Source organism: Bifidobacterium sp. W8110 (assembly GCF_016101375.1).
GTDB lineage: Bacteria > Actinomycetota > Actinomycetes > Actinomycetales > Bifidobacteriaceae > Bombiscardovia > Bombiscardovia asteroides.
The window spans coordinates 495495-520394 of sequence record NZ_JACFQO010000001.1; the positions used below are offsets into that span (position 1 = coordinate 495495).

The following is a 24900-nucleotide window of genomic DNA, read 5'->3' on the forward strand; positions in this document are numbered from 1 at the left end:
ACGATAGACTTGAGGCCATGTCCGATGAAGCGCAACCAACCAGTATGACCGTCCGGACGGCAATGGTCCCTCCGCCGGATACGAAGGCAGCTGTCTCTATCCGTGCCTTGGTCAAGTGCTATCAGGGCCGGCCTGCTGTCAACGCCCTCTCTTTGGACATTCCCAGGGGATCCTTCTACGGGATAGTCGGCCCCAATGGCGCAGGGAAGACCACCACGCTGAACATGATGACCGGTCTCCTGGTGCCCGACTCCGGCAATGTCATGATCCTGGGCAGGGACGTGTGGTCGGATGTGGATACGGCCAAGCGGATCATCGGTGTCATGCCCCAAGCCGATCAGATTTTCGACAGGCTGACTGGTCTGCAACTGTTGGTCTACTCGGGCATGCTTCGACGGATGCCGCGCAGTGAGGCGCTGGACCGGGCCAGGGACCTGCTTGATGCCTTCGACCTGACTGATGCTGGTGGCAAGAGGGTCTGTGATTATTCATCGGGCATGACCAAGAAGATCTGCCTGGCTACAGCCATGATTCATTCCCCCAGACTTCTGGTGCTGGATGAGCCCTTCGAGTCGGTTGACCCAGTCTCCAGCGCCAATCTCAAAGACATTCTGGCCGAATATGTCGATACCGGAGGAACGGTGGTCATCTCCTCGCATGTCATGGCCCTGGTAGAGCGGATGTGCACCCATGTGGCCATCATCGACCGTGGTCTGGTTCGGGCTGATGGCACGGTGGCCCAGGTCGCTGCAGGCGAGGATCTGGAGGATCGCTTCCTGGAGCTTGTCGGCGGCCGTCACCAGGCTAAGCGAATCGCTTGGCTGAACGGCTCCGGATCTAAGGAAGACCGGGAGGCGGAATGAGCACGGCATCCACCATCATCGCCTTGCGTTGGTCCATTACCTGGAGCACGATCAAGCACTCCTCCTGGCAGATGGTCGGAGCCATCATCAGTCTGCTCATGGTCATAGGCATCTGCCTGGCTTCATGGCAGGCTTCACTGACACTGGGAGGCTGGCTGCCCAGTGCCGATTCGGGCAACCGGCAGCGTATGGGAACCATATTGGTCCTGTTCCTTGTCGGGCTGACTCTGGGAGTGGTCCTGATTCAACTGGCCTTCCTGGGCCAGGGGTCGATCCTGGGCCCCTCGCGATTCGTCCTTTACGGGATTCCTGACAGCCAGTTGCAGGTGGGGCTCTACCTGGCTGGGCTGACCGGACCTACGGGATTGACGGGTCTTGTCTGCTTCCTGGCCCTGACGGCCGTCTATGCCCGCATGGGTGTCGGAGCCGCGATCGTGGCTTTGGTCGCGGCCCTCCTGGCTGTCATGGTGATGCTGGCCCTATCCCGGGCTGTTTTGGACCTGGTCGGTACCTTGATGGTTTCTCAGCGCTCCCGATCCGGGCTCTATCTGCTGGTCACCGTGGTGATCATGCTTTTGTGTCTGCTGCCCTCTCTGCTGGACAGCGGGATTATGGATGGCATGGCATTCGACACTGACTCCCTCAAGTCCGCGGCCGACATACTGGCCTGGACGCCATTGGGTGCCGCTGTCCGCCTGCCTGAGGATTTCCTTTCGGGATCATGGTGGGTTCTGTTCGGACGTCTGTGTATGGAGCTGGCCACCCTGGCTCTCTGTTTCATGATCGGCATGCTGTGTCTGCGTCATGACCGTTTATACGCGGGGGCCAGTGCTGAACGTTCGGCTGCCCCCAAGGGGCTGGGGATGCTGGGCCGGTCCCGGGACACTGTGGATGCCATGGCCGCGCGATTGCTGATCTATCTTCGTCAGGACCCCCGCAAGCTTGTCAGCTATCCGCTTCTGCTTGTTGTGGTGATTCTGTACGCGATAATCTTCCGCCAGATGCCCATGATGCTATGGCTGGGACCGATTGTGGGCGCCTGGGTGCTGGAGGTTCCCGAGGGCAACGCCCTGGCCTACGATGGGCTTGCCTTGCGCATGGAGATAGCGTCGGGAGTGAAAGGTCGTGAGGACCGGCTCTCCCGTGTCCGCAGCCATCTGAGTGTGGCTCTGCCCTGCATACTCCTGCTTGGGCTGGTGACTTTGGTATTCTCCGGGGCAATGAAGGGCGGACCAGATCTGGTCATCTCCTTGGATATGTTGGCCGCGACCATAGGATTGCTCCTGTCTGGGCTGGGAGTTGCCCAGGTCTTCTCGGCCCTGCTGATTTACCCGGTACCCTCCATGGACCAGCCCTTCACCTCGCCGCAGGGGCGTGCCGTGGCCCAAGGCTTCCTGCCGATGCTGCAGTTGCTGGCTAGCCTGGTGATCATGCTGCCCACCCTTTTGGTGGCATTGCCGACCATGATCACAGGCGGGATTCTTCCCCTCTGGCTGCCTGTACCGGTCGCACTGGCGAACGGGCTGATTGTGCTTGCCGTAGGTGTCGCTCTGGGGTCCCGGATCTTCGATCGTCGACAATCGGCCATTCTGCTGACTCTGGATCGCTATGCCTCTCTGCAGTCCTGAGACAGTGGCAGGACCAGTACTAGGCTGGTTGGATGATGCCGACCGAGCCGAACTCGGTTGGCGAATGCAAGTCCGGGAGAGAGCAATTGGGTGACAGACATCAGCTGCGCACGACACGCCGTCGTCAGATCAAGCGACGCTGGCGTGTGGCTCTGGCAGCGCTTGTGGCTGCCGCGCTGGTCGTCGGCTGTGCATGCATGGATCTGGCGGACCTGGTGCCCGGACCGCTAACTTTGGCCAAGACCAGTCATTCATCGGTCCCCCCTGTGGTCATAATGGGCGAGCCACCGACTCTCGCCGCCGACAAGCCTGGGTCCGCGGTGGATGCCGGCCGGGTCCAACAGCTGGTCAGTGATTTCGCCGGCACACCGGGCTTGGGCAACGCTTACTCGCTGGTCGTGCGACAGGCTGATGGGCGGGTGCTGGCTCAAAAGAACGCAGACCAGGCACGCCAGCCGGCCTCCACCATGAAGACATTGACCGCAGCCGCAGCCGCCTCAGTCCTGGACATGTCCTCCCAGCTGGACACTGAGGCGGTTCTGAATTCCTCCTCCCCCTCGCAGGCGACACTGATTCTGCGCGGTCACGGCGATATGCTTCTAGGGGTCGGAAAGGACGATCCCCTGCACGTCAATGGCCGGGCCGGACTGGGGACCCTGGCCGAAGAGACGGCACAGGCCCTGCACCAGCAGGGGATCGGCCGAGTGGCCCTGGCCTACCAGGACACGCTCTTCGGCGACGATCGGGCGCCGAATGGAATCGAAGCAAACAATGCCGATGGAATCTACTTCCAGGAGCCTGTAGCCATGGCTGTAGATGAGGCCAGGCAGGGACGGGCTGAGCCAGTCGCCTATCCGGACGCAGGCGAGGTCTACCTGACCAGGGTCCAAAACCCGGCAGGGGCTGCTGCAGCAGTCTTTGCCAGCCGCCTGATGGAGTCCGGAATCCAGGTGGACAATGCCCTGGAGCCAGAACAGACCGACCATGCCCAGGGCAGGGTTCTGGCACGTATCCACTCGGCACGGCTCAGCGAGATCATGTCGTTGATGCTGCGCAATTCCGACAACAGCCTGGCCGAGCTTTTCGGCCGCCTGACCGCCTTGGCCCTGGGCATGCCCAACAGCCCAGCCGGGGCTGTGAAAGCCGTGACCAGTACGCTGAACAAGCTGGGTGTAGACACTGCCGGCCTCAAGATGGCCGACTGCTCGGGGCTGACCCCTGGCTCCTCTCTAAAGGTGGGAACCTTGGCTGACGTTCAGCAGCTGGCCCTGTCCGAGAAAGGGCTGACCCCCTTGGTCAAGGGTCTGTCGGTGGTGGGGCTGACCGGCACAGCAGCCGGACGGAAAATAGACAATCAGGCCGATGGGCTGATCCGGGTCAAGACCGGCACCTTGGATAACGTGACTTCACTGGCAGGCAATGTGATTCGAAGCTCAGGCGGTGTTCTGGTCTTTGCTGTGGTCGTCAACGATCCCGAGGATGTGGCTGTTGCAAGGCAGGCTGTGGACACTCTGGTCGGATCCCTGGATCGTATTTGAACGGGAAGAAGCCTGGACCATGGTCTATTCAGCGGCAATGAAAAAGGCGGTTGGGCTCCTGCGTTCGACCCTGGACCGGGAGGATCTGGGACTGCAGGATCAGCGGTTCGCTCATCATGGGATGCATCGGCCCGATCCGGATGCCCCATTGATTCTGGTGGCCTGCTCGGGAGGCCGGGATTCCCTGGCCCTGGCCTGTGTGGCCCACCTGGTGGCCGATATGACCGGGCTGCGGTGTGGGGCCTTGCTGATTGATCATGGTCTGGCGCCTGGTTCGGATCGTATCAGCGAACGCGCAGCTGGAACCTGCCGGAGGCTGGGATTGAATCCGGTCCGCGTCACCAGAGTGGATGTACCCGTCACTTCGGCTGGTCCTGAGGCCGATGCCCGTGCAGCCCGTTATCAGGCCCTCTCCCAGCAGGCCCTAGAGTTGGGCGCCAGGGCCGTTCTTCTGGCGCACACCCGTGATGATCAGGCCGAGACGGTGCTGATTGGCCTGATTCGCTCTCAGGGGCTGGAGGCCATAACCGGCATGGCCCGGTGTGTGGAGCGCGGAGGAATGCGTTACCTGCGGCCATTCCTTGACCTGGATCGGAAGGACACCACGGCCATTTGCCGCCAGCAGGGGATCGTCTGGTGGGACGACCCCACCAACGGCGATGATCGGCCGACTGATACCGCGCTTCCCGAGACGCTGCCGCTGCGCTCGCGGATCCGCCATGACCTGTTGCCCGCCTTGAATCGCTTCGCTGGCCGGGACATGGTTCGTCGTCTGGCGCTAGGTGCGGATATGGCCCGTATGGATCAGGATTATCTGGACACCCAGGTGGATGGGTTGTTCCAGCGGCTGGTCGCCCGCCCTGACTCGGACCAGAGGGCCAAGGGGGTGCTGGCCTGCTTGGACGCCCACGGATTGGCCGACTGTCACCCGGCTCTGCGCACCCGCCTGCTGGCCCAGGTGCTGTCCAAGCTGGGCATTCGGTTCACGGCCGTGCAGGTCCGTGCCTTGGATGATTTGGTCTGCCGATGGCACGGCCAGAAGGGTCCCCGCTTTCCCAGCTCCTATACAGCAATCCGTAAGGGTCAAGTCATTCTCATATGCAATGATGGAGATCATGCGCATCGCTGATATTCAATCCCATATCGACCATGAACTGGTGTCCAAGGAACGGATAGAGGAGCTGATCAATCGGACGGCTGAGCGGATCAGTCGGGATTACAGGGACAAGAACCCGATCATGCTGGCCGTGCTCAAGGGGGCTTTCAACACACTTGCCGCCCTCTCACAGGCCGTCACCATTCCGGTTCAGATAGAGTTCATGAGCATTTCCAGCTATCCGGCAGGCAAGACCAGCGTTTCCAAGGGGGACCTGGACATCAGGATGGATTTGGACTGCGATGTGCGCGGACGGCATATTCTGATTGTTGAGGATATTATCGATTCCGGTTACACCTTGCACTGGTTGGTAGAGCATCTCAAGGAGCGAGGGGCCGCATCGGTGGAGATCTTCACTCTGCTGGACAAGACCTCCCGACACGAGGTCGAGGTGGATGTCAAGTATCCAGGGTTCGCCATACCCGACGAATTTGTTGTGGGCTTCGGGCTGGATTACGACGAGCAGTACCGTAATCTTGACTCGATAGCCGTACTCAGGTCCGAAGAATACATGGACCCGACCCAGGAACAGGATCATCAGGATCAGGGGGAGCAGTCATGAGCTACTCGCAGGGACCGCAGCAGGGTCCGCCCAATGGAGGCAGGGACAACGGGGACAAGGGCAACAACCCCTTCAACTTCAACCTGGGCAACAACGGTTCTGGGCCCAACGGGGGCAACCGCTCCTTCTGGCGTTCCCCCTGGCTCTGGGGGATTCTGGCCGTGGTCATCATCCTGGCCATCTTCGGCTTCTTCAGCAGCCAGAACGGCGCGCAGACCATCGACACGCAGGATGGCCTGGAGCTGCTGAACGACCGCAGCAGCATGGTCAAGAAGGCAGAGATCACCGAGAAGATGCAGGTGGTCGAGCTCAAGCTCAATAGCGACTTCGTCAAGGATGTACCTGGCTTCCGTGGCAACCGCACCTCCAAGAACTTCGGCAAGGACGTGCAGTTCTACTACGTGGAGGCCCAGGGGGAGCAGGTTGTCAAGGCCGTCGAGAAGGCCAAGCCCTCCGAGGGGTACAACTCGGTGGTGCCGCAGACCAGCATGATGAGCTACCTGATCTCCTCCATCCTGCCCATGCTGATCATTCTGGGGGTCTTCTGGTTCCTGCTCTCGCGCATGTCCTCGGCTGCCGGGGGCGGCATGTTCGGGATGGGCGGCAAAAAGAACTCCGCCAGGCTCAACGACGGGCAGACCCCCAAGACCAAGTTCTCGGACGTGGCCGGCGAGGAGGCCGCTGTCCAGGAGGTGGAGGAGATCAAGGAGTTCCTCAAGGATCCTTCCAAGTACAAGGCTCTGGGTGCCCGCATACCACGTGGCGTCCTGCTCTATGGTCCCCCTGGAACCGGCAAGACCCTGCTGGCAAGGGCCATCGCCGGCGAGGCCAGTGTGCCCTTCTATTCCATGGCAGGCTCCGACTTCGTCGAGATGTTTGTCGGTCTGGGTGCCTCCCGTGTGCGTGACCTGTTCGACGAGGCCAAGAAGAATGCGCCGGCCATCATCTTCATCGACGAGATCGACGCAGTGGGCGGTAAGCGCGGCTCCGGTATGAGCGGCGGCCACGACGAGCGCGAGCAGACCCTGAACCAGCTCCTGGTCGAGATGGACGGCTTCGACAACGATACCAACCTGATCATCATTGCAGCCACCAACCGTCCCGACATCCTGGATCCGGCCCTGCTCAGGCCTGGCCGGTTCGACCGTCAGGTGGCTGTGGAAGCCCCCGACCTTGAGGGCCGTGAAGCCATCCTCAAGGTCCACGCCAAGGGCAAGCCTTTCGTGCCTGACGTGGATCTGCACACTGTGGCCGTGCGGACGCCCGGCTTCACCGGTGCCGACTTGGCCAACGTGCTCAACGAGGCTGCCCTGCTGACAGCACGTTCAGATGCCCAGCTGATCGACAACCGGGCCATCGACGAGGCCATCGACCGTGTGCTGAGCGGACCTCGGCGGCGGACCAAGGGCATGGCTCTGGCCGAGATGCGCAATACCGCCTACCATGAGGGCGGCCACGCCATGGTGGCTGCGGCCCTGCGCCACACCGACCCGGTCACCAAGGTGACCATTCTGCCTCGCGGGCGGGCCCTGGGCTACACCGCGGTCATGCCCACCACAGACCGTTACTCGCAGTCCCGCAACGAACTGCTGGACCAGATGGCCTATGCCATGGGCGGCCGCGTGGCGGAGGAGGTGGTCTTCCATGACCCGACCACTGGCGCCTCCAATGACATCGAGAAGGCCACCAGCATAGCCCGGCAGATGGTCCTGCAATACGGATTCTCCTCCAAGTTGGGTGCCATCAAGTGGGCTGATGAGAATGACCAGGATGCCGGACTCGATGCCCTGAAGCCGCACAACTACTCCGAGAAGACGGCCGAGGCCATCGATGAGGAAGTCCACAATCTTATCGAGACGGCTCACGAAGAGGCTTGGCGGATCATCACTGAGAACCGTGACGTGCTGGACGAGCTTGTCCGGCAGCTCTTGGTCAAGGAGACCCTGAACAAGGACGAGCTGGCTGCGGTCTTCGCTGGCTTGCGCAAGGCTCCCGAGCGCCAGCTCTGGCTGTCTGCGCCGGATCGGCCGGACTCCGAGCAGCCCCCTGTGGAGATCCCTGAGGAGCTCAGGCGCAGCGTGAACGGGTCGTCCACAGAGGACCAGCACTGAATTCCGAATCGGCCCGGTGAAGTATATGATTCCGGGCTGTGCGGCATCGAATGTTCCAAGGCGAGGGAGGAGCGTACATCATGGATTCCATCCATTTGAGCTCCATCAAGGTCGCACCCCTGCACGACCAGCAGAAGCCTGGGTTCAGCTACCAGGTCGATGCCGTTCTCTATCTGGATTTGAGTGAGGCAGGCAGGCTCAACGACGGTACTCAGACCGTGGACTATGTGCAGATCGTCCGTCGGGTTGTCAACCTGATTCAAAACGAACCGGCTTATGAGATTCTGGAATCTCTGACCGCCAAGGTGGCTGATGCCATCCTGCTCTCCCACCAGATCCGCCGCACCCGGGTCACGGTCACACGTCTGGGTGCCGACCAGGGAACAGGGGTCGATTTTCAGGTGGGCGTCACCCTTGAGCGTGCGGCCGACGATCAGGTGGAAGGCAACCCGGCCAGCATGGAATCTGGACGAGTCATCGGCAGCGGGAATGCTGCTTTAGGGCATCCCTCCTTCCTCCTGTCTGGTCAGGCTGATGCCGGCCATGCGGCACGGGCCCGGCTGCGTCACCCTGTGACCTTCTCCACGCAGAACGGCTTGCCCTCGGATCCGGAGAACGATAGCGAAGCGCCCAGTCAGTCGCCTGTTGAGGGTGCCAAGCCACAGGGTCTTCTGATGCGTGATGTTATTGCGCTGGAGGGAGCATCGGGAACCGACCGGTTGACTATGCTCCGTGCTCTGGCGGCTCTGGACGGGATACCCGGCAGTCAGCTGGTCGGCATCTCGCCCCTGTACGCCTACCGGGATGATCAGGGGGATCAGCGTCTATCGGCCGTGGTTATTCTGCAAACGCCGCTGAATCTGGAGGAGCTGCGGTCGGCTCTAGACATGGTGGCAGCTCCTATCAGACAGATGGGCGGGCTGGATGCCGATGTGGTGGAGGTGGAAACCTCGGACGGCTCGCTGCTGTCTTCCCAGGACCGTCCGCCTCTGCTGACCGCCGATGCTCCCTCGCGCATTGTGACTCCTTGGGCGTATTTGGAGCCTGAACACTGCCTGCCTGGTGCTGGCGGATCCTGCCTGGCCAGCCTGGCCAACCGTGCTCCTGACCGTGACCGCATCAGCCTGGTTTCGGAAGACTGGATTCTGGACGGGCTGTCATGAGGGCCCGCCGCACGCCGCTTGTGCACTATCTGGTCGCCCTTGTCCTTGGGCTGATGGGAGGCGCCGGCATCTCGGAACTGGGCATGTCCACCAGGACGGACCTCATGGGAGTTCCCTGGCTAGTCAGCGTGTTGCTCTTCCTGCTGGGGGTAGCCATTCTGATCATGGCCTTCCAGGTGCACCGCTACGCCAAGGGAGACCGCAAGCAGATGGATTTGCGCTTCGCGGTCAACGTGCTGATCATGAGCAAGGCTATGGGCATTGCCTGCGCCGCCCTCTTGGGTTGGTACGGCAGTCAGGCCCTGATCAGCATGGGCCATGCAGCCGCGCCCTATTACACGCGGGTCATGCAGGAGTGCCTGGTCGCCTCCCTGGTCTGTCTGCTCGATGTGGTGGCGGGAGCTGTTGGGGAGTGGCTCTGTCAACTGCCCCCAGATGACGGTCCTGAGAACCCGGATCGACGCAAGTCCTCACGCAGACCCATGGCCGATGCGGCCGATACCGCTGAAAGAGCGGAGGTAAAGGCCGATTCCAGTGAAAAGCGTCACTGACCAGCCTTCAAGGCCATTGCTGAGAAATTTCTGAAGCAAGTCGGCCCGCTGTCGACCTCACTGGTGATCCCCTGCTTGGGTACAATACACGATGACCTAGTGAGCGCTCAGTCTTTGGGTACTCTGATCATTGCTTCCTGAACCATGTAGGCAGCTAGGTCACCCTGGCGGTTGTAGACCTTAGCCATGCACAGGCTGCGTCCGTGGTCGGCCACGGGGGACTCCTGAATAAAGCAGTGCCAGTCGCAGGGGTCCAGATCCTGATACCACCACATGGCATGGTCGATGGAGGCGAAGGAGATCCCCGGGGTGGTCATGCTCAGCCCGGCACAGCGCAGGGCAGGCTCCATCATGATCTGATCGCATTCCATGGCAAGCAGGGCTCGGCGCATCAGTGGGTCCAGGTCGGCTCTTCCCTGGGTGCGGCTCCAAACGGCCTGGCGACTCCTGCTGTCATCATCGGAATCCCTGTTCCCTGCCTCCTCTGCATCATCCAGCAGGACCGTGCCGCCGACGTGACGCATATCGAAGGGGCTCTGATGGGCATAGTAGTCCGCAAAAGAGGACTGATCAGCATAGGGCTCCATCAGTTCCCGGGAGCCAGGCAGGTCCTCCGGGTCAGGCAGCCCCGTCGGCATGGGGTCGGCATAGCGGATGCCCTCCTGGCCGACCTGTTGGTAGGAGAGCATGGCATTCAGGATGATCCGTTCCCCCTGATGCAGATCAACTCGTCGGGAGGAGAAAGAACGTCCATCACGGATGGTCTCGACTTCTGCTTGAACGTCCTGCTCCAGGAGCCCGGTACGCAGGTAATAGGCGTGCATCGAGTGGGGCAGACGACCCTCGGGCACGGTTCGACCGCCGGCCATGATGGCCTGGCCCAGCAGCTGGCCTCCATAGAGGCGGCCAGTGGGGAAGTCCAGCGATTTGCCCAGAAAACGGGAACGGCCATCGTCGGGCTGCTGCTCCTGCAGGTTCAGCCCAGCGATGGCCTGGGCCAGTGCTCCATCCTCGGTGCTCATGCTTCTCCTCGGCCCTCAATCCCTTGTGGTGTATTCGTTCAGCGGGTCAGTTTGCGGTGGATGCGGTGGGGCCTGGAGGCCTCCTCGCCCAGACGCTTGACCTTGTTTTCCTGGTAGGCCTGGAAGTTGCCCTCGAACCAATACCAGGAGGCCGGGTTCTCATCCGTGCCCTCCCAGGCCAGGATATGGGTGGCGATCCGGTCCAGGAACCAGCGGTCGTGGGAGATGACCACAGCGCATCCGGGGAAGGCCAACAGGGCGTTCTCCAGGCTCTCCAAGGTTTCCACATCCAGATCGTTGGTGGGCTCGTCCAGCAAGAGTAGGTTGCCGCCCTGCTTGAGGGTGAGTGCCAGGTTCAGTCTGTTGCGCTCGCCGCCCGACAGGACACCGGCCGGTTTCTGCTGATCTGAGCCCTTGAAGCCGAAGGAGGCCACATAGGCGCGGGTGGGCACTTCGACGCCGCCTACCTCGATGAAGTCCAGCCCTCCGGAGACCACCTCCCAGAGGTTCTTGTTGGGGTCGATGCCCTCGCGGTTCTGATCCACGTAGGAGATCTTGACCGTGTCGCCGACTTCCAAGGAGCCCGATGTCAGTGGCTCCAGGCCCACGATGGTCTTGAAGAGCGTGGATTTGCCCACGCCATTGGGGCCGATGACGCCCACAATGCCGTTTCGAGGCAGGGTGAAGCTCAGATCGTCGATCAGGACGCGGTCGCCAAAGGCCTTGTGGATGTGCTCGGCCTCCAGCACCTTGGAGCCCAGGCGGGGCCCCGGCGGAATCTGAATCTCGGAGAAATCCAGCTTTTTGTTGTTCCGGGCCTCGTTCTCCATTTGCTCATAGCGCTCCAGGCGGGCCTTGTTCTTGGCCTGACGGGCCTTGGGGGAGGAGCGGACCCATTCCAGTTCGGTGTTGAGCCGCTTGGCCAGCTTGGCATCCTTCTGCCCCTGGACCTCCAGACGCTTGGCCTTGGTCTCCAGATAAGTGGAGTAGTTGCCCTGGTAGGGGTAGAGGTGGCCACGGTCCACCTCGCAGATCCACTCGGCCACGTTGTCAAGGAAGTACCGGTCGTGGGTCACGGCCAGGACGGCGCCCTTGTAGGTGTGCAGGTACTGCTCCAACCAGAGGATGGACTCGGCGTCCAAGTGGTTGGTGGGCTCGTCCAGCAGGAGCAGGTCGGGTGCCTCAAGCAAAAGCCGGCATAGAGCCACCCGGCGGCGCTCGCCTCCAGAGATGACCGAGACCGGAGTGTCCGGGTCGGGGCACTGCAGGGCATCCATGGCCTGGTCCAGCTGGGAGTCAAGATCCCAGCCATTGGCGGCGTCGATCTGCTCCTGAAGCTGGCCCATCTCGGTCATCAGGGCATCGTAATCGGCATTGGGGTCGGCCATCTGCTCGCCGATCTGGTTGAAGCGATCCACCTTGCTCATGATGTCGCCGAAGGCCATGCGAATGTTCTCGCCAACGGTCTTGTCCTCGTCCAGCGGCGGCTCCTGTTGAAGGATGCCTACCGTGTAGCCGGGGGTGAGCTGTGCCTCGCCATTGCTGACCGTGTCCAGGCCGGCCATGATCCGCAGCAGGGTGGACTTGCCCATGCCGTTGGGGCCCACCACGCCAATTTTGGCGCCGGGCAGGAAACTCAGGGTCACATCGTCCAGGATGACGCGGTCGCCGAAGGACTTGCGCGCCTTGATCATCTGATAAATGAATTCGGCCAAGAAGCTACCTCACAGAACCTTAGAAAGACAGTGCAAACTGCATTCATGGTAGTGGCAACTTCTGACTTATGCGCCGGGCTGATTAGCAGGGTCAGGCAGGCGGATGGCCGCCTATAAAGAACACCTATGACCAGACCCTGGTTCTGCCGCCTTGGTCGGGGTAGCCTTGAGTCGACGTTCCCGCCCGGCATGCGCAGGTCAAGGAACGCCGGACGGGCCTTTGCCGGTATGGGCAGGCTCCGGACTATCGCTGTGCGCATGAGGAACGGGCCGTCCGTTCTATGACGGTCGTAAGGGAGTATCAATCACGGTGAAACAGCAGCAGGGTCAGATTTCCACAGCTCATCGGTTGCGCTGGAGGCCGCTTGACATTGCGGTCGGAGCCGGTCTGGGTGCGGTGTCAGGGTTGATCTACTGGTTGGCCAGCCTGCTCGCCTCGTGGATATTCCCGCTCATGACCGCCCTACTTCCCGGGGCGGCGGCCCTTTTGCATGGGGTCTTCTACTTTCCCTGTACCCTGTCCCTGTTGATACTGCGCAAGCCAGGCGCAGCCGTCTACGTGGGCGTCATCAGCGTCCTGGTCGAAATTCTGCCTGGCAATGCCTATAACGTGCCGATGATTTTGGTGGAGGCCATCGTAGAGGCTCTCTGCGCGGAACTGGCCTTCGGAATATTCCGCTACCGTCGGTGGACCTTGGGAACGACCGTCCTAGGGGGGATCCTGATAGCCCTGGTCTATAACGCTTTTCTCCTGGCCTTTTACTATCAGGGGGTCTCATTCCTCAGCCCGAGGGGGATCATCGGCACCATCTGCGAACTGATCAGCGGAGTGGTCCTGGCTGGACTGACCAGTTGGTTCCTCTTCCGGGCCATCGGCAGCACCGGTGCGCTGGATCGGCTTGCGTCCGGGGGGGATGTCAGGCAGGTCTGAATATCGGCATCCTCGCCAAACCGACTGTATTGAACATATGTTAATTGACCAAGTGTTTGCTGTGCAGCTGTGACAAGGCCCGTACCGGGCAGGAAGGGTCCTACCATGACCAAGCTTCGTTCCTACATTGCGGCAGCGGTGCTGCCGCTCATCCTGGCAGCGGGCGCCTGCAGCTCCTCCCAGGCTTCCCAAGAAGACCGGATCGACCCTCATGCCGCAATCAGCGTCAACAATGTCGAACCTACGGCTCCCCTGATTCCCTCCAGCACCAACGACACTGCAGGCTGGAAGGTGGTCACCCAGCTCTTTGACGGGTTGGTCACCTTCGATGCCAAAGGCGGAGAGACGCTGGTGGAGGCCAAATCGATTACTCCCAATGAGGATGCCAGCCGGTACACGATTGTCCTCAAACCAGGACTCACCTTCAGTGATGGGGAGAAGATCACCGCCAAGACCTATGCGGATTCCTGGTCCTTCGCGGCGAATGCGGCCAATGGACAGCTGGGGGCCTCGGCTTTTTCGACCATCGCCGGGTATGATCAGGTACAGGATGAGCATGGCGACCCCAAAGCCCCTCTATCCGGTCTTCGGGTGGTTGACGACCTGACCCTGGAGGTGGCCATGAGCAAGCCTGATTCCTCCTTCCCCTACAAGGTGGGAGATGTGGCTTTCCTTCCCCTGCCGGCATCCGCCTACAAGGACATCAAGGCCTTCGGCAGGAAACCGATCGGGAACGGGCCCTACCGCTTCAAATCATGGGTGCCCAATCAGGGAATCAAGCTGGAGAGGAATCCCGCATACAAGGGGCCTCGTAAGGCTCGGAACGGAAGCCTGGAATTCAGGGACTACCAAAGTCTTGATGCCGCCTATGCCGATGTCCAAGCCGGCCACCTGGATGTGCTCGATACGGTTCCTGTCTCCCGTCTGAAAACCTTCCGTACCGATACGGGCTTGCAGCCCTTGATCAAGCCGGGGCCGGCCTTCCGTTCCCTGACCATCCCGCAAGGTCTGAAGCATTTCCAGGGTCAGGAAGGCGCCCTTCGCCGGAAGGCTCTGTCATATGCCCTGGATCGCGCGAAAATAGCCGACAAGGTCTTTGCCGGTTCAGTTACGCCGGCCACTGATTTCCTTGCCCCAACCATCAAGGGGAATGCCTCCGACATCAAAGGCAAAGAAGTACTCAACCACGACCTTGATCAGGCCCGCAGACTTTGGAAGGCGGCTGACGCCATCTCTCCCTGGGAGGGCACGCTTCGCATCGCATACAGTGCTGACGGGACCGACAAGGACTGGGTTGATGCTGTTCTGCATGAGTACGCCCAGGTTTTGGGCATCAAGACGGAACCGAATATCTTCCCGACGGGCAAGGAATTCAATACGGCAGTTCATAACCGTCAGGTCAACAGTATTTTCAATTCGGGCATCACCTCGGACTATCCCCACCCCGAAGGCTACTTGGTTCAGGGATATGCCTCCAGCCAGGCCGATGGCAAGGGTCTGAACAATGGGGACTACAAGAGCGCGGAATACGATGCCATCCTTTCCCGTGCCGCCTCCAAGACCGACCAGGACGAAGCCATGCAGGATTACCGCCAGGCCGAGGCCGTTCTCTTCAAGGATCTTCCGGTGCTGCCGCTCTGGTACAGGAAGGTCTCGGCGGTGGCGGGCAAGCAGGTTCGCCAGGCTCCTTTCGGATACATGGGTCTGCCTGTCTACAACCAGATCACCAAGTAGGCCCGACAGCCCGGACCTGGCTGATGACGAGCCGTTTTGATACCATGACTCTGGCCGGTACGATCGGCGCGGGGCCTTAGCTCAGTCGGTTAGAGCAAACGACTCATAATCGTTCGGTCCAGGGTTCAAGCCCCTGAGGCCCCACACAAGCAAGCCCCCGGAACCTGCTAGGTTCCGGGGGCTTTATTAATGGAACGAATTAAGAGTTCGAGGTTTTTGTCTCAAAACTGACCTGTGTCTTCAACGACTGCAGTGGGCTGGTCATGGTTTTGTGCCCCGAACTTTCTTGATAGTCTTATTAGAAGGACAGCCCCGACTATTGTCGAGGCCATCCTCTCGCCGCCTAGCTCTAGCATCCATGATTCACCGATGCAATATGTATGGCTTCACATGTAAGCCGGGGGAAAAGAGCTAGGCGCGTTTTTTATGTCGGATCATAGAACACCCTCGGTGTATATCCACTTCTCGGTGCCCCAAGCGTGCATCCGTAGACAGCCATAAGATCTACGCATGTCACGATAATCCGGAAGCGTTTCCGAAGAACCGCTAAGTATGAGAATTTATCAGGGAAAAGAATACGGGACGGGCTCGAGTCGGAGCCGTCGGCATATGCCGGGAAACTATACGCATGTACATCTCCTCTGGAACTGAAAATAATTCAGCCCCTATAGGTCCATCGTGTATACGTCCCCCGTATATCTGTTGTCAATGATACACCCTGGAGGGGGTGTGTCAAAGCTCAGCAGGGCGAGCCGAGGTGCTCCGATCAGGGCCTCAAGCCGCATTGCGAATCGTATGCAAATAGCGGTAGACGCTGGGGGAGGAGATCCCTAGAGCACGGGCAACCGTGTCCACTGAGCCCTTGACCAGGAAGACCCCTGACTCATCCAGGCGCGTGATTAGCCGCAGCCGCTCCTGCCGGTTCATCCTTGCCGGAGGAATACCAAGCTCTGCGGCAAACTCGGCGATATTATGTGTAACCACTTCGTCTGTGTTGACTGAGAGCACTTCACGGGTCGATTGTTCGCTCTCGGTTTCGGCCGCCGGTTCTTCTGGCGGGGTCCCATCGTCTTTCAGTTCCGCACCTGGTCCGGTCAGTCCTAGAGCGTCAAGATAAGAGCTAGCCCGCCTGAGCTCTTGGCTGGCCTGTCGGAAGGTGGAATTGTCGAAATTGATGCAGAGAAAGCCTATCACCCGCCCCCTGGAATTCCGCACGAAAAGAGTAGAGGAGACCACAGGATGCCCTTGGATGGTGTAGCCAGCGTAATGGGTCAAATAGTCGTGCCGGTCGTATTCGCGGTTCTGCCAGATGTGCAGGACAAGGTCGGTGGCGGGGCTGCCTATAGCGCGTCCGCTCAAATTGCCATTGGCGATGGCGACCACTGAATGCGAGAAATCCTTGACGTTCTCAAGTACTACTTCCGTCTTGGGGCCAAGAATTTTACCCAGAAAATCCACCAGCGGGACGAAAAGCTGTAGAGAAGATGAAACAGGTTTTGATGCACTCATTCTGGTCACCCCATCCACTGACTAAAGCCAGATAGTACCATCGCTGCTCTGGTATTGGACGCAGACACTCGGATGGAGCCCACGGCTGTAGACTGGCGGAAGGTCGCTGCGAGCGCATCTGCACGGGATGAGAGGTTGACTATGACATACGATTTCACCAGCATCATGAATAGGCATGGCAAGGATGCCATTGCGGTTGACGGTCTGGGTGCCGAGCCCGGATTCGCCCCCGATCCTCCCAAGGAGGGCTTCGATGTCATCCCCATGTGGGTGGCCGATATGAATTTCCCCACGGTGCCGACCATACCCGAAGCCATCATCGAGCGTGCCAAGCATCCAGCCTTCGGCTATTTCAATCCTACTGACGAGTACTACGATGCCATCATCAACTGGCAGCGCACCCGCAATGGTGTGGAGGGACTGACGGCCGAGGATATCGGCTATGAGAACGGGGTCCTGGGTGGTGTCGTCTCGACTTTGACCGCCTTTGCCGCGCCGGGTGATGCAGTATTGCTCCACAGTCCGACCTATGTCGGCTTCACGTCCTGTATCGAGAACAACGGCTACCACATCGTGCACAGTCCTTTGAAGAGGGACGAGCAGGGTGTCTGGCGCATGGACTTCGAGGACATGGACCGCAAGCTCAAGGAGAACAATATCCATGTGGCGGTCTTCTGCAGCCCGCACAACCCCTGCGGCCGTGTCTGGGAGAAGTGGGAGATCGAGAAGGCCATGGAGGTATATAAGGAGAACGACTGCGTGGTCATCTCCGACGAGATCTGGTCAGACCTGATCCTGGCAGGCAACAAGCACATCCCCACCCAGTCGGTCAGCGAGGATGCCCGCAACAGGACGGCTGCCTTCTACGCGCCCAGCAAGACCTTCAACCTGGCCGGGCTGGTCGGCTCCTACCACATCATCTACAACAAGTATCTGCGCGACAGGATAGTGGACAAGGGGTCCAAGGCCCACTACAACGACATGAACGTGCTGTCCATGCATGCCCTGATAGGGGCATACAAGCCTCAGGGCCAGGAGTGGGTGGACGAACTCCGGAAGGTTTTGACCGGGAACGTGGACTACGCCTACGATTACATCCGGCGGCATTTTCAGGGAGTCGTGCTTTCCAAGCCCCAGGGCACCTACATGCTCTTCCTTGATTGCACGCAATGGTGCAAGGACCACGATTTGAGCCTGGATCAGCTGCTGAAGCGTGCCTGGGATGTGGGTGTGGCCGTCCAGGACGGGCGGCAGTTCAAGGCTCCCTGCGCCATCCGCATGAACCTGGCCCTGCCTTTGAGCCGTGTCAAGGAAGCCATGGATCGTCTGGACAAGTATGTCTTCAACGCCTGAATGATCTCTAAATGATCATGGGCCCGCGCTGTCGGACAGAGCCGACCGGCGAGGGCCCATTATATGTGAGCCAAGTCTGGCGGGAGACTCACTGGAATTGCATGCCGCCGTCCACGATCAAGGTCTGGCCGGTGATGTAGTCAGAGTCATGCCCGGCCAGGAAGGCTACGGCATTGGCTACGTCCTCCGGCTCGGAAAGCCGCCCCAGGGCGATGCCGTCCGAGAAGGTGGACATGCCCCACTCGTCATCCTTGCCGGCGTTGACCCCCACCTGATGAGCGATGTCCATCATCATGGGCGTCTTGACAATGCCGGGGGCGTAGGCGTTGGCGGTGATCCCCTCCTTGGCCAGATCGCGCGCAGCCACCTGGGTCAGGCCTCGGATGGCGAACTTGGTGGAGGAATAGAGCATCAGGTTGGGGTTGCCCACCACGCCTGCCTGGCTGGTGGCGTTGATGATCTTGCCCCCGTGGCCCCGGTCGCGGAAGGCCTGAACGGCGGCCTGCATGCCCCAGATGGTTCCTGCCACGTTGACGTGGTAGACCTTGTCGAACAGCTCGGGGGTGATGGACTCGATGGGGGTGGTCGGCCCCAGGCCGGCGTTGTTGACGATCACGTTGAAGTCGCCCAACGTGGTAGCGGTCTTCTCGACGGCCGAGCGCACCTGGACACGGTCGGTCACGTCCAGGGTGACGGCAATGGCCCGTCCCTCTGATTGATTGATGGAGTCGGCCACTGCCTGGGCCCTGTCTGTATTCATGTCAGCCACGGCCACGGCGAACCCATCCTTGGCCAGACGGCGGGCAATGGCCTCGCCGATTCCCTGGGCTGCCCCTGTAACGAACGCTACTTCCTGCTGCATTGCTGCCCTCCTTTGTTGCCATGCCGGGCCGATCAGTCCGACTGTTTGATTCTAAAGGGAGCTCGGCTCGCCACACCGGTTGGTGGATTCGGCGTGTGGCGCAAGGGGTCGTATTCTCCTCGGGTTGCGCTAGACTATTACGCGGTTGCCGGTTCACGTCCGCCACAGGGGCGGTCGACCCGGGGCCCTTGGATCTAGGAGTAACCATGAAGCAGGGAATTCATCCCGATTATCATCCCGTTGAGGTCACGTGCTCGTGCGGCAATACCTTCATCACCCGTTCGACCGCTCCCGGCGATCATATGACGGTTGATGTCTGCTCGCACTGCCACCCCTTCTACACCGGCAAGCAGAAGATTCTGGATACCGGTGGTCGCGTGGCTCGGTTCGAAGCCCGTTACGGCAAGAGGACCAAGTAGCACTTCCAACGCCAGTCCCTTCCGGGTCGCTCTGCTATGCCCGGTGGGGACTGGCGTTTTTTATGACTTGAACCATGCGGATGAGCGGACGGGAAGGGTGTAGATGAGTGAGGAGCAGTTTCCGGCGGCGGTGGCTGCCGTCGAGGAGTACGGTCGCCTGGAAAAGCAGATGAGTCAGCCCGAAACGGCTTCAGATCCGGCGCAGATTCGCAAGTTGGGCCGCAGACATGCTGAGCTCGCTCCCATTGTCGAAGCCTATCAGGCCTATCAAAGCGCCCTGGAAGACAGCCAGGCGGCCGAACAGATGGCACGGGAGGATCCTGACTTCGCGCAAGAGGCCAAGGCCATGGCTGACCGTATACCTGATCTGGAACAGAATCTGCGTACCGCTCTTATTCCGCGTGATCCCGATGACGGCCGTGACACGATCATGGAGATCAAGGCCGGCAGCGGCGGCGAGGAGGCGGCCCTCTTCGCTGGCGATCTGATGCGTATGTATGTGCGTTATGCCGAAAAACGAGGCTGGACCACCGAGATCATGAGCGAGAACCGCACTCAGCTGGGAGGGGTCAAGGATGCCCAGCTGGCCATTCGCGCTCGCGGCCAGGTGGCTCCGGCCGACGGTGTCTGGGCCTCGCTCAAGTATGAGGGTGGTGTCCATCGGGTTCAGCGCATTCCCGTCACCGAGTCCCAGGGCCGCATTCAGACTTCAGCCGCTGGTGTCATCGTCTTCCCGGAGGCCGACGAGGACGACGACGAGATCGAGATCGACACCAAGGACCTCAAGGTTGACATCTTCATGAGCTCCGGCCCGGGAGGACAGTCAGTCAACACCACCTACTCCGCTGTGCGTATGACCCACATTCCCACGGGCATTGTGGTCTCCATGCAGGATGAGAAATCCCAGATACAGAATCGTCAGGCTGCCCTGCGGGTGCTCAAGTCCCGTCTGCTGGCCATGAAGCACGAGGAGGAGGCTGCCCAGGCCGCCGACATGCGCCATTCCCAGGTCCGTTCCCTGGATCGGTCCGAGCGTATCAGGACCTACAACTTCCCCGAGAGCCGGATTGTGGACCACCGAACCGGCTACAAGGCCTACAACCTGGAACAGGTACTGGATGGCGACCTGCAGGCCGTCATCGATTCCGATATTCAGGCCGACGAGGCCCGCAGAATGGCTTCACAGGGGTGAGCCGACAGGAGCGTGGGACCAGTCTGGCTGGACTGGTCGATGGGGGCCATCGCCTGCTGGCCCAGGCCGGTGTGTCCACTCCCCTCAATGATGCAAGGCTGCTCCTGGCCGATGCTTTGGGGTGCGACCTGCACCAGCTGGATCAGGCTCTGCTTTTGGACCGGACTGCTCAGGAACTGCTTACGAATGAAGGTGGTTGCAGACAGGCTGATGGTTTTCAGTCGACTGTCCTGGAACGTTATCGGTCCTATCTGCAAAGGCGAGCCGGACGCGAACCCCTGCAGTACATCCTTGGCCACGCTTACTTCCGTTATTTGGATCTACGCCTGGGACCGGGGGTCTTTATTCCACGTCCTGAGACTGAAACGGTGGTCCAGGCGGGAGTAGATGCCTTGGCCGGAGTGGATCATCCACTGGCAGTGGACCTGTGTTCCGGTAGCGGAGCCATCGGTCTGTCCTTGGCCACCGAGGTTCCAGGAGCGCGGGTCCGGGCCGTGGAGGTTGACGAGCAGGCATATCGGTGGGGCGTGCTGAACGCCGTCGCTCAGGAGTCTGCCATCCGAGAGGCTGGATCCGACTATCAGCTGCTGTTGGCCGATGCCACGGATCCCGTCACCCTGTCTGATCTGGATGCCCAGGTGGATCTGGTCATCAGCAACCCGCCCTACGTCCCAAAGGATGTGGTTCCCAGCCAGCCCGAGGTGCGTGATTGGGATCCAGATCTGGCCCTCTATGGCGGTTCGCCCGACGGCTGCCTGTTGCCCTGCCGCATTCTGGACAGGGCCATGATTTTGCTTGCTCCCGGCGGTCTGCTGGTCATGGAGCATGACGCCTCCCAGGGACCGGCCATGGTCGCTGCCGCATTGGAGCGGGGGTATCTTGAGGCACGCACCTATCAGGATCTGGCTGGTCGAGACCGCTATCTGACAGCCCGGCGGCCAGTCTTTGCTTCCTAGCGGCCTGCCGTGGTCCTGGGATAGATTAGTAGCTGGTCTTATGAACATGTCGAGCCGAAAGGTCGTGATGCAGGGTATGAGCCAGGTGATGACCTATGACAGTCGGTCGCCGCAGTTGCTGGCCCAGGTGGTGGCCGCAGGTGGACTGGCGGTCATTCCTACCGACACTGTCTATGGCATCGTCTGCGATCCATGCAACGATGCGGCCATTGATCGGCTCTTCCAGGCCAAGCACCGTTCCAGGACCAAGTCCATCCAGGTGCTGTTGGATGGGGTTGAGATCATGAAGCGACTGGATCTTAGCCTGTCTGCTCCTCTTGATCGCCTGGCCGACGCCCTGTTGCCGGGCCCTTTTTCACCTATTGCCCTTGTAGGGCAGTCCTGCCCTCTGCGCACCCCTCGGATGGAGCCCGATGGTCCTACCCAGGCCGTCAGAGTGCCTGACTCGCCCATCTGTCGGGCACTTTTGCAGGTGACCGGACCTTTGGCCGCTTCCAGTGCCAATAGATCGGGCAATCCCAGCGTGGAGACCGTCCAGCAGGCCAGAGCCGAGCTGGGTGATAGCGTCGACCTTTACCTGGACGGGGGGCCGACCCCTGGATCAGTGGCCAGCACGGTGGTGGCAGCGGACAAGGCTGATCCTGACGGGATACATGTGCTGCGGCAGGGCGTAATCGGTGAGGCCCGGGTCCGGGCCCTTCTGTCGGGCCGCTCCAGCGGAGGGGAGGGCCAGTGAGGGTATATCTGTTCATTGCTGCCATCGCTGGCGGGGCCACCTGGCTGGTCATGCCCATGGTTCGCCATCTCGCCATCCGGGTCGGCGCCGTAGGTGTGGTCCGCGCTCGCGACGTACATAAGGTGCCCACCCCTCGGATGGGCGGTTTGGGCATGTTGATCGGCTTTGCCGTGGCCATGTGTTTCGCCTCCCGTATCCCCTTCATAACGGGCCTCTTCCAGTCCGGACATCAGGCCTGGGTCATCCTTGCAGGGGCCGTAGCCATCTGCCTGCTGGGTATAGCCGACGACCTCTGGGACCTGGACTGGATGCTCAAGCTGGCCGGCCAGCTGCTGATTTCGGTCTTCGTCTCCTGGGGCGGAATCCAGATCATCTCCCTGCCGCTGGGATCCCTGGTGGCGGCATCGCCCAGCCTGTCCATGGCCATAACGGCATTCCTGATCGTGGCCTCCATCAATGCGGTCAACTTCGTGGACGGACTGGATGGCCTGGCTGCAGGCATCGTGGCCATCGGAGGCATTGCCTTCGCCATCTACTCCTATATCATTGCCCGCATCTCGCCCGATTATGCCTCTCTGGCCACCCTGATCGACGTGGCCATGGTGGGCATTTGCGTAGGATTCCTACTGCACAACTGGCATCCGGCAAAGCTTTTCATGGGCGATTCAGGATCCATGCTGCTGGGCTACCTGATCACCTGCGCATCTATCGTGGTCACCGGCCGACTGGATCCAGCCACCATTCATGCCAGCATCTATCTGCCGGCCTTCATGCCTATTCTTCTGCCCATCCTGGTGCTTTTCCTGCCTGTTCTGGACATGTGCCTGGCCATCGTCCGGCGGCTCAGCCATGGGCAATCACCCATGCACCCCGACCGCATGCACCTGCACCATCGTATGCTGCGCATCGGTCACACGGTTCGTTCCGCTGTCCTTATTCTCTGGGGCTGGGCCGCCCTGATCGCCTTCGGCTCGCTCTTTATTCTTTTCTTCCGTCTGCGATATGTCCTGATTGGTCTGGCTCTGGCCGCCATACTGCTGACCTTTGCCACCCTCTACCCCTACTACCGCCAGCGTCTTCCCGAAATCAGGCGCGAGAACGCCCTTCTTGCCGCCCAAGGCTCTCAGCACGCAGCCAGACCGCCCTGGAATCGCAAGAGCCGCCACGATAAAGATGAGGACGACTGACTCACTGGATGAAATAGTACGGACGCGGTACCGTTAACGGTCAAGAAGCACTTGTAGCATGGTGCTATGGCTATGGAAAACCCACAAAGCGAACCCTCCTCCTACACTCAACTCCCCGACGCCTTCCAGAAAATCGGTCTGGCCTATGACGACGTCCTCCTGCTGCCCAATGAATCCGATGTCATCCCCTCCGAGGTAGATACCACCACCCGGCTGACTCGGAACATCACCATGAAGTCCCCGGTCCTTTCGGCTGCCATGGACACCGTCACCGAGGCCACCATGGCTGTGGCCATGGCCCGTAACGGCGGCATCGGCGTCCTCCACCGCAATCTCAGCATCGAAGATCAGGCCAATCAGGTCGATATAGTCAAGCGGTCTGAGTCCGGCATGATCTCCGACCCCCTGACCGTCACCCCGGATGCCACGCTGACCGACCTGGACAAGCTCTGCTCCACCTACAAGGTCTCCGGTCTGCCCGTGGTGGACCGTCGGCAGCGGCTGGTGGGCATCATCACCAACCGCGACATGCGCTTCGTCAATCCCGCTGACTTCGACCGGCTCAAGGTCAGCGACATCATGACCAAGGACCATCTGATCACCGGTCCGTCCAACATCACCAAGGAGGACGCCCATCAGCTTCTGGCCAAGTACAAGGTGGAGAAGCTCCCCCTGGTCGATAGCGAGGGCAAGCTGACCGGGCTGATTACCGTCAAGGATTTCGTCAAGACCGAGCAGTACCCCGAGGCCACCAAGGATGAGCGCGGCCGTCTGCGCGTGGCCGCGGCTGTCGGATTCTTCGGCGATGCCTGGCAGCGCATCACCGCCCTGGCCGATGCCGGGGTCGACATTCTGGTCGTGGACACCGCCCATGGCCATGCCAAGCTCATGCTGGACATGATTCGCAGGATCAAGGCTGATCATGCCTTCGACCATGTGGATGTGATCGGCGGCAATGTGGCCACCCGCGAGGGTGCCCAGGCGCTGATCGATGCCGGCGTTGACGCGGTCAAGGTCGGTGTGGGCCCTGGCTCCATCTGCACCACCCGCGTGGTGGCTGGCGTGGGCGTGCCCCAGCTGACCGCCGTCTACGATGCCGCATTGGCCTGCCGGCCTGCAGGAATCCCGCTGGTGGCCGACGGCGGAATCCATTACTCGGGGGACATTGCCAAGGCCATCGTGGCCGGGGCCGATTCGGTCATGCTGGGCGGTCTGCTGGCAGGTACTGAGGAGGCCCCTGGCGAGAAGGTCCTCCTGCATGGCAAGCAGTACAAGGTCTATCGGGGCATGGGCTCCCTGGGCGCCATGGCCCCGCGTGGCAAGAAGAGCTACTCCAAGGACCGCTACTTCCAAGCCGATGTCACCAGCTCCGACAAGGTGGTGCCCGAGGGCGTCGAGGGAGAGGTGCCCTACCGCGGTCCGCTCAACTACGTGCTCTACGAGCTGGTCGGCGGCCTGCACCAGACCATGTTCTACACCGGTGCCCGCACCATTCCCGAACTGCAGCGCAAGGGCCGGTTCATTCGGATCACCGATGCCGGTCTGCGTGAATCGCATCCCCATGACATCGTCATGACCAAGGAGGCTCCGAACTACTCAGGATTCCACAACTGAGCCTACATAGGCGGGTGATCGGCGCAGGATCCTGTCAGGGCCTGCGCCGATTGCATATTTCATGTCAGTCATGGTCCGGTCGTCTGGGCTGGCTAATC

The 24900-nt window shown here is 60.7% G+C and carries 21 protein-coding genes and 1 tRNA gene; 18 read left to right on the plus strand and 4 right to left on the minus strand.

The window, feature by feature from the left end; all coding sequences use genetic code 11:
* Positions 1–17 precede the first annotated feature (17 nt).
* The 8 genes from H3T88_RS02090 to H3T88_RS02125 all read left to right on the plus strand — a co-directional run bounded on the left by H3T88_RS02090 (position 18) and on the right by H3T88_RS02125 (position 9572).
* Positions 18–863: an ABC transporter ATP-binding protein gene (locus H3T88_RS02090; protein WP_198203351.1), complete on the plus strand. Its 846-nt coding sequence runs from the start codon at positions 18–20 to the stop codon at positions 861–863.
* Positions 860–2491: a hypothetical protein gene (locus H3T88_RS02095; RefSeq protein WP_198203352.1), complete on the plus strand. Its 1632-nt coding sequence runs from the start codon at positions 860–862 to the stop codon at positions 2489–2491. The genes H3T88_RS02090 and H3T88_RS02095 overlap by 4 nt, the downstream gene beginning before the upstream one ends.
* A gap of 86 nt (positions 2492–2577) precedes the next feature.
* A complete protein-coding gene (gene dacB, locus H3T88_RS02100; RefSeq protein ID WP_198203353.1) occupies positions 2578–4029 on the plus strand; it encodes a D-alanyl-D-alanine carboxypeptidase/D-alanyl-D-alanine endopeptidase in 1452 nt (483 codons plus the stop codon).
* Positions 4030–4048: 19 nt separating this feature from the next.
* On the plus strand, positions 4049–5158 hold the full coding sequence (tilS, locus tag H3T88_RS02105) for a tRNA lysidine(34) synthetase TilS (RefSeq protein WP_198203354.1): 1110 nt from the start codon (positions 4049–4051) through the stop codon (positions 5156–5158).
* A complete protein-coding gene (hpt, locus tag H3T88_RS02110) occupies positions 5145–5747 on the plus strand; it encodes a hypoxanthine phosphoribosyltransferase (protein WP_198203355.1) in 603 nt (200 codons plus the stop codon). Before tilS ends, hpt begins: the two co-directional genes overlap by 14 nt.
* Positions 5744–7858 (plus strand): ATP-dependent zinc metalloprotease FtsH, encoded by a 2115-nt coding sequence (gene ftsH, locus H3T88_RS02115; RefSeq protein WP_198203356.1) that lies wholly within the window; start codon positions 5744–5746, stop codon positions 7856–7858. The genes hpt and ftsH overlap by 4 nt, the downstream gene beginning before the upstream one ends.
* Positions 7859–7938: 80 nt before the next feature.
* Positions 7939–9021, plus strand: coding sequence for a dihydroneopterin aldolase (locus tag H3T88_RS02120; protein WP_198203357.1), 1083 nt, complete (start codon positions 7939–7941; stop codon positions 9019–9021).
* The gene (locus H3T88_RS02125) at positions 9018–9572 is read left to right on the plus strand and encodes a DUF3180 domain-containing protein (RefSeq protein ID WP_101432712.1); all 555 of its coding nucleotides are present in this window, start codon (positions 9018–9020) and stop codon (positions 9570–9572) included. The genes H3T88_RS02120 and H3T88_RS02125 overlap by 4 nt, the downstream gene beginning before the upstream one ends.
* 107 nt (positions 9573–9679) lie before the next feature.
* Here the strand turns inward: H3T88_RS02125 and H3T88_RS02130 are convergent, their stop codons facing one another.
* On the minus strand, positions 9680–10594 hold the full coding sequence (locus H3T88_RS02130) for an acyl-CoA thioesterase (protein ID WP_198203358.1): 915 nt from the start codon (positions 10592–10594) through the stop codon (positions 9680–9682).
* A 38-nt stretch (positions 10595–10632) separates the two neighbouring features.
* Positions 10633–12309, minus strand: a complete 1677-nt coding sequence (gene ettA, locus H3T88_RS02135; protein ID WP_101432710.1) for an energy-dependent translational throttle protein EttA — start codon at positions 12307–12309, stop codon at positions 10633–10635.
* 310 nt (positions 12310–12619) lie between these two features.
* Here ettA and H3T88_RS02140 point away from each other — a divergent pair, with 310 nt between their 5' ends.
* The 3 genes from H3T88_RS02140 to H3T88_RS02150 all read left to right on the plus strand — a co-directional run bounded on the left by H3T88_RS02140 (position 12620) and on the right by H3T88_RS02150 (position 15118).
* Positions 12620–13240 carry an ECF transporter S component gene (locus H3T88_RS02140; RefSeq protein WP_332461006.1) on the plus strand — a complete coding sequence of 207 codons (621 nt, stop codon included), beginning with the start codon at positions 12620–12622 and terminating at the stop codon, positions 13238–13240.
* A gap of 105 nt (positions 13241–13345) precedes the next feature.
* A complete protein-coding gene (locus H3T88_RS02145) occupies positions 13346–14974 on the plus strand; it encodes a peptide ABC transporter substrate-binding protein (protein ID WP_198203359.1) in 1629 nt (542 codons plus the stop codon).
* Between the two features lie 70 nt (positions 14975–15044).
* Positions 15045–15118 (plus strand) — tRNA-Ile (locus tag H3T88_RS02150).
* Positions 15119–15748: 630 nt separating this feature from the next.
* On the opposite strand, the gene H3T88_RS02155 is transcribed toward H3T88_RS02150, so the two are convergent.
* The gene (locus tag H3T88_RS02155; RefSeq protein WP_198203360.1) at positions 15749–16483 is read right to left on the minus strand and encodes a helix-turn-helix transcriptional regulator; all 735 of its coding nucleotides are present in this window, start codon (positions 16481–16483) and stop codon (positions 15749–15751) included.
* Positions 16484–16624: 141 nt separating this feature from the next.
* On the opposite strand from H3T88_RS02155, the gene H3T88_RS02160 reads away from it, so the two are divergent.
* Positions 16625–17836, plus strand: coding sequence for a MalY/PatB family protein (locus tag H3T88_RS02160; protein WP_198203361.1), 1212 nt, complete (start codon positions 16625–16627; stop codon positions 17834–17836).
* Positions 17837–17924: 88 nt separating this feature from the next.
* Here the strand turns inward: H3T88_RS02160 and H3T88_RS02165 are convergent, their stop codons facing one another.
* Positions 17925–18698 carry a (S)-acetoin forming diacetyl reductase gene (locus H3T88_RS02165; RefSeq protein ID WP_198203362.1) on the minus strand — a complete coding sequence of 258 codons (774 nt, stop codon included), beginning with the start codon at positions 18696–18698 and terminating at the stop codon, positions 17925–17927.
* A gap of 206 nt (positions 18699–18904) precedes the next feature.
* On the opposite strand from H3T88_RS02165, the gene rpmE reads away from it, so the two are divergent.
* The 6 genes from rpmE to guaB all read left to right on the plus strand — a co-directional run bounded on the left by rpmE (position 18905) and on the right by guaB (position 24802).
* Complete coding sequence (rpmE, locus tag H3T88_RS02170) at positions 18905–19117, plus strand: 50S ribosomal protein L31 (RefSeq protein ID WP_015022244.1); 213 nt, start codon at positions 18905–18907, stop codon at positions 19115–19117.
* Positions 19118–19220: 103 nt separating this feature from the next.
* Positions 19221–20309: a peptide chain release factor 1 gene (gene prfA / locus H3T88_RS02175; RefSeq protein WP_198203363.1), complete on the plus strand. Its 1089-nt coding sequence runs from the start codon at positions 19221–19223 to the stop codon at positions 20307–20309.
* Positions 20306–21265 carry a peptide chain release factor N(5)-glutamine methyltransferase gene (gene prmC / locus H3T88_RS02180; RefSeq protein WP_198203364.1) on the plus strand — a complete coding sequence of 320 codons (960 nt, stop codon included), beginning with the start codon at positions 20306–20308 and terminating at the stop codon, positions 21263–21265. Before prfA ends, prmC begins: the two co-directional genes overlap by 4 nt.
* Positions 21266–21341: 76 nt before the next feature.
* Positions 21342–22001, plus strand: coding sequence for an L-threonylcarbamoyladenylate synthase (locus tag H3T88_RS02185; protein ID WP_232347063.1), 660 nt, complete (start codon positions 21342–21344; stop codon positions 21999–22001).
* Positions 21998–23188 carry an MraY family glycosyltransferase gene (locus tag H3T88_RS02190; RefSeq protein ID WP_198203366.1) on the plus strand — a complete coding sequence of 397 codons (1191 nt, stop codon included), beginning with the start codon at positions 21998–22000 and terminating at the stop codon, positions 23186–23188. The genes H3T88_RS02185 and H3T88_RS02190 overlap by 4 nt, the downstream gene beginning before the upstream one ends.
* A 66-nt stretch (positions 23189–23254) precedes the next feature.
* Positions 23255–24802 (plus strand): IMP dehydrogenase, encoded by a 1548-nt coding sequence (gene guaB / locus H3T88_RS02195; protein ID WP_024626690.1) that lies wholly within the window; start codon positions 23255–23257, stop codon positions 24800–24802.
* Positions 24803–24900 lie beyond the last annotated feature (98 nt).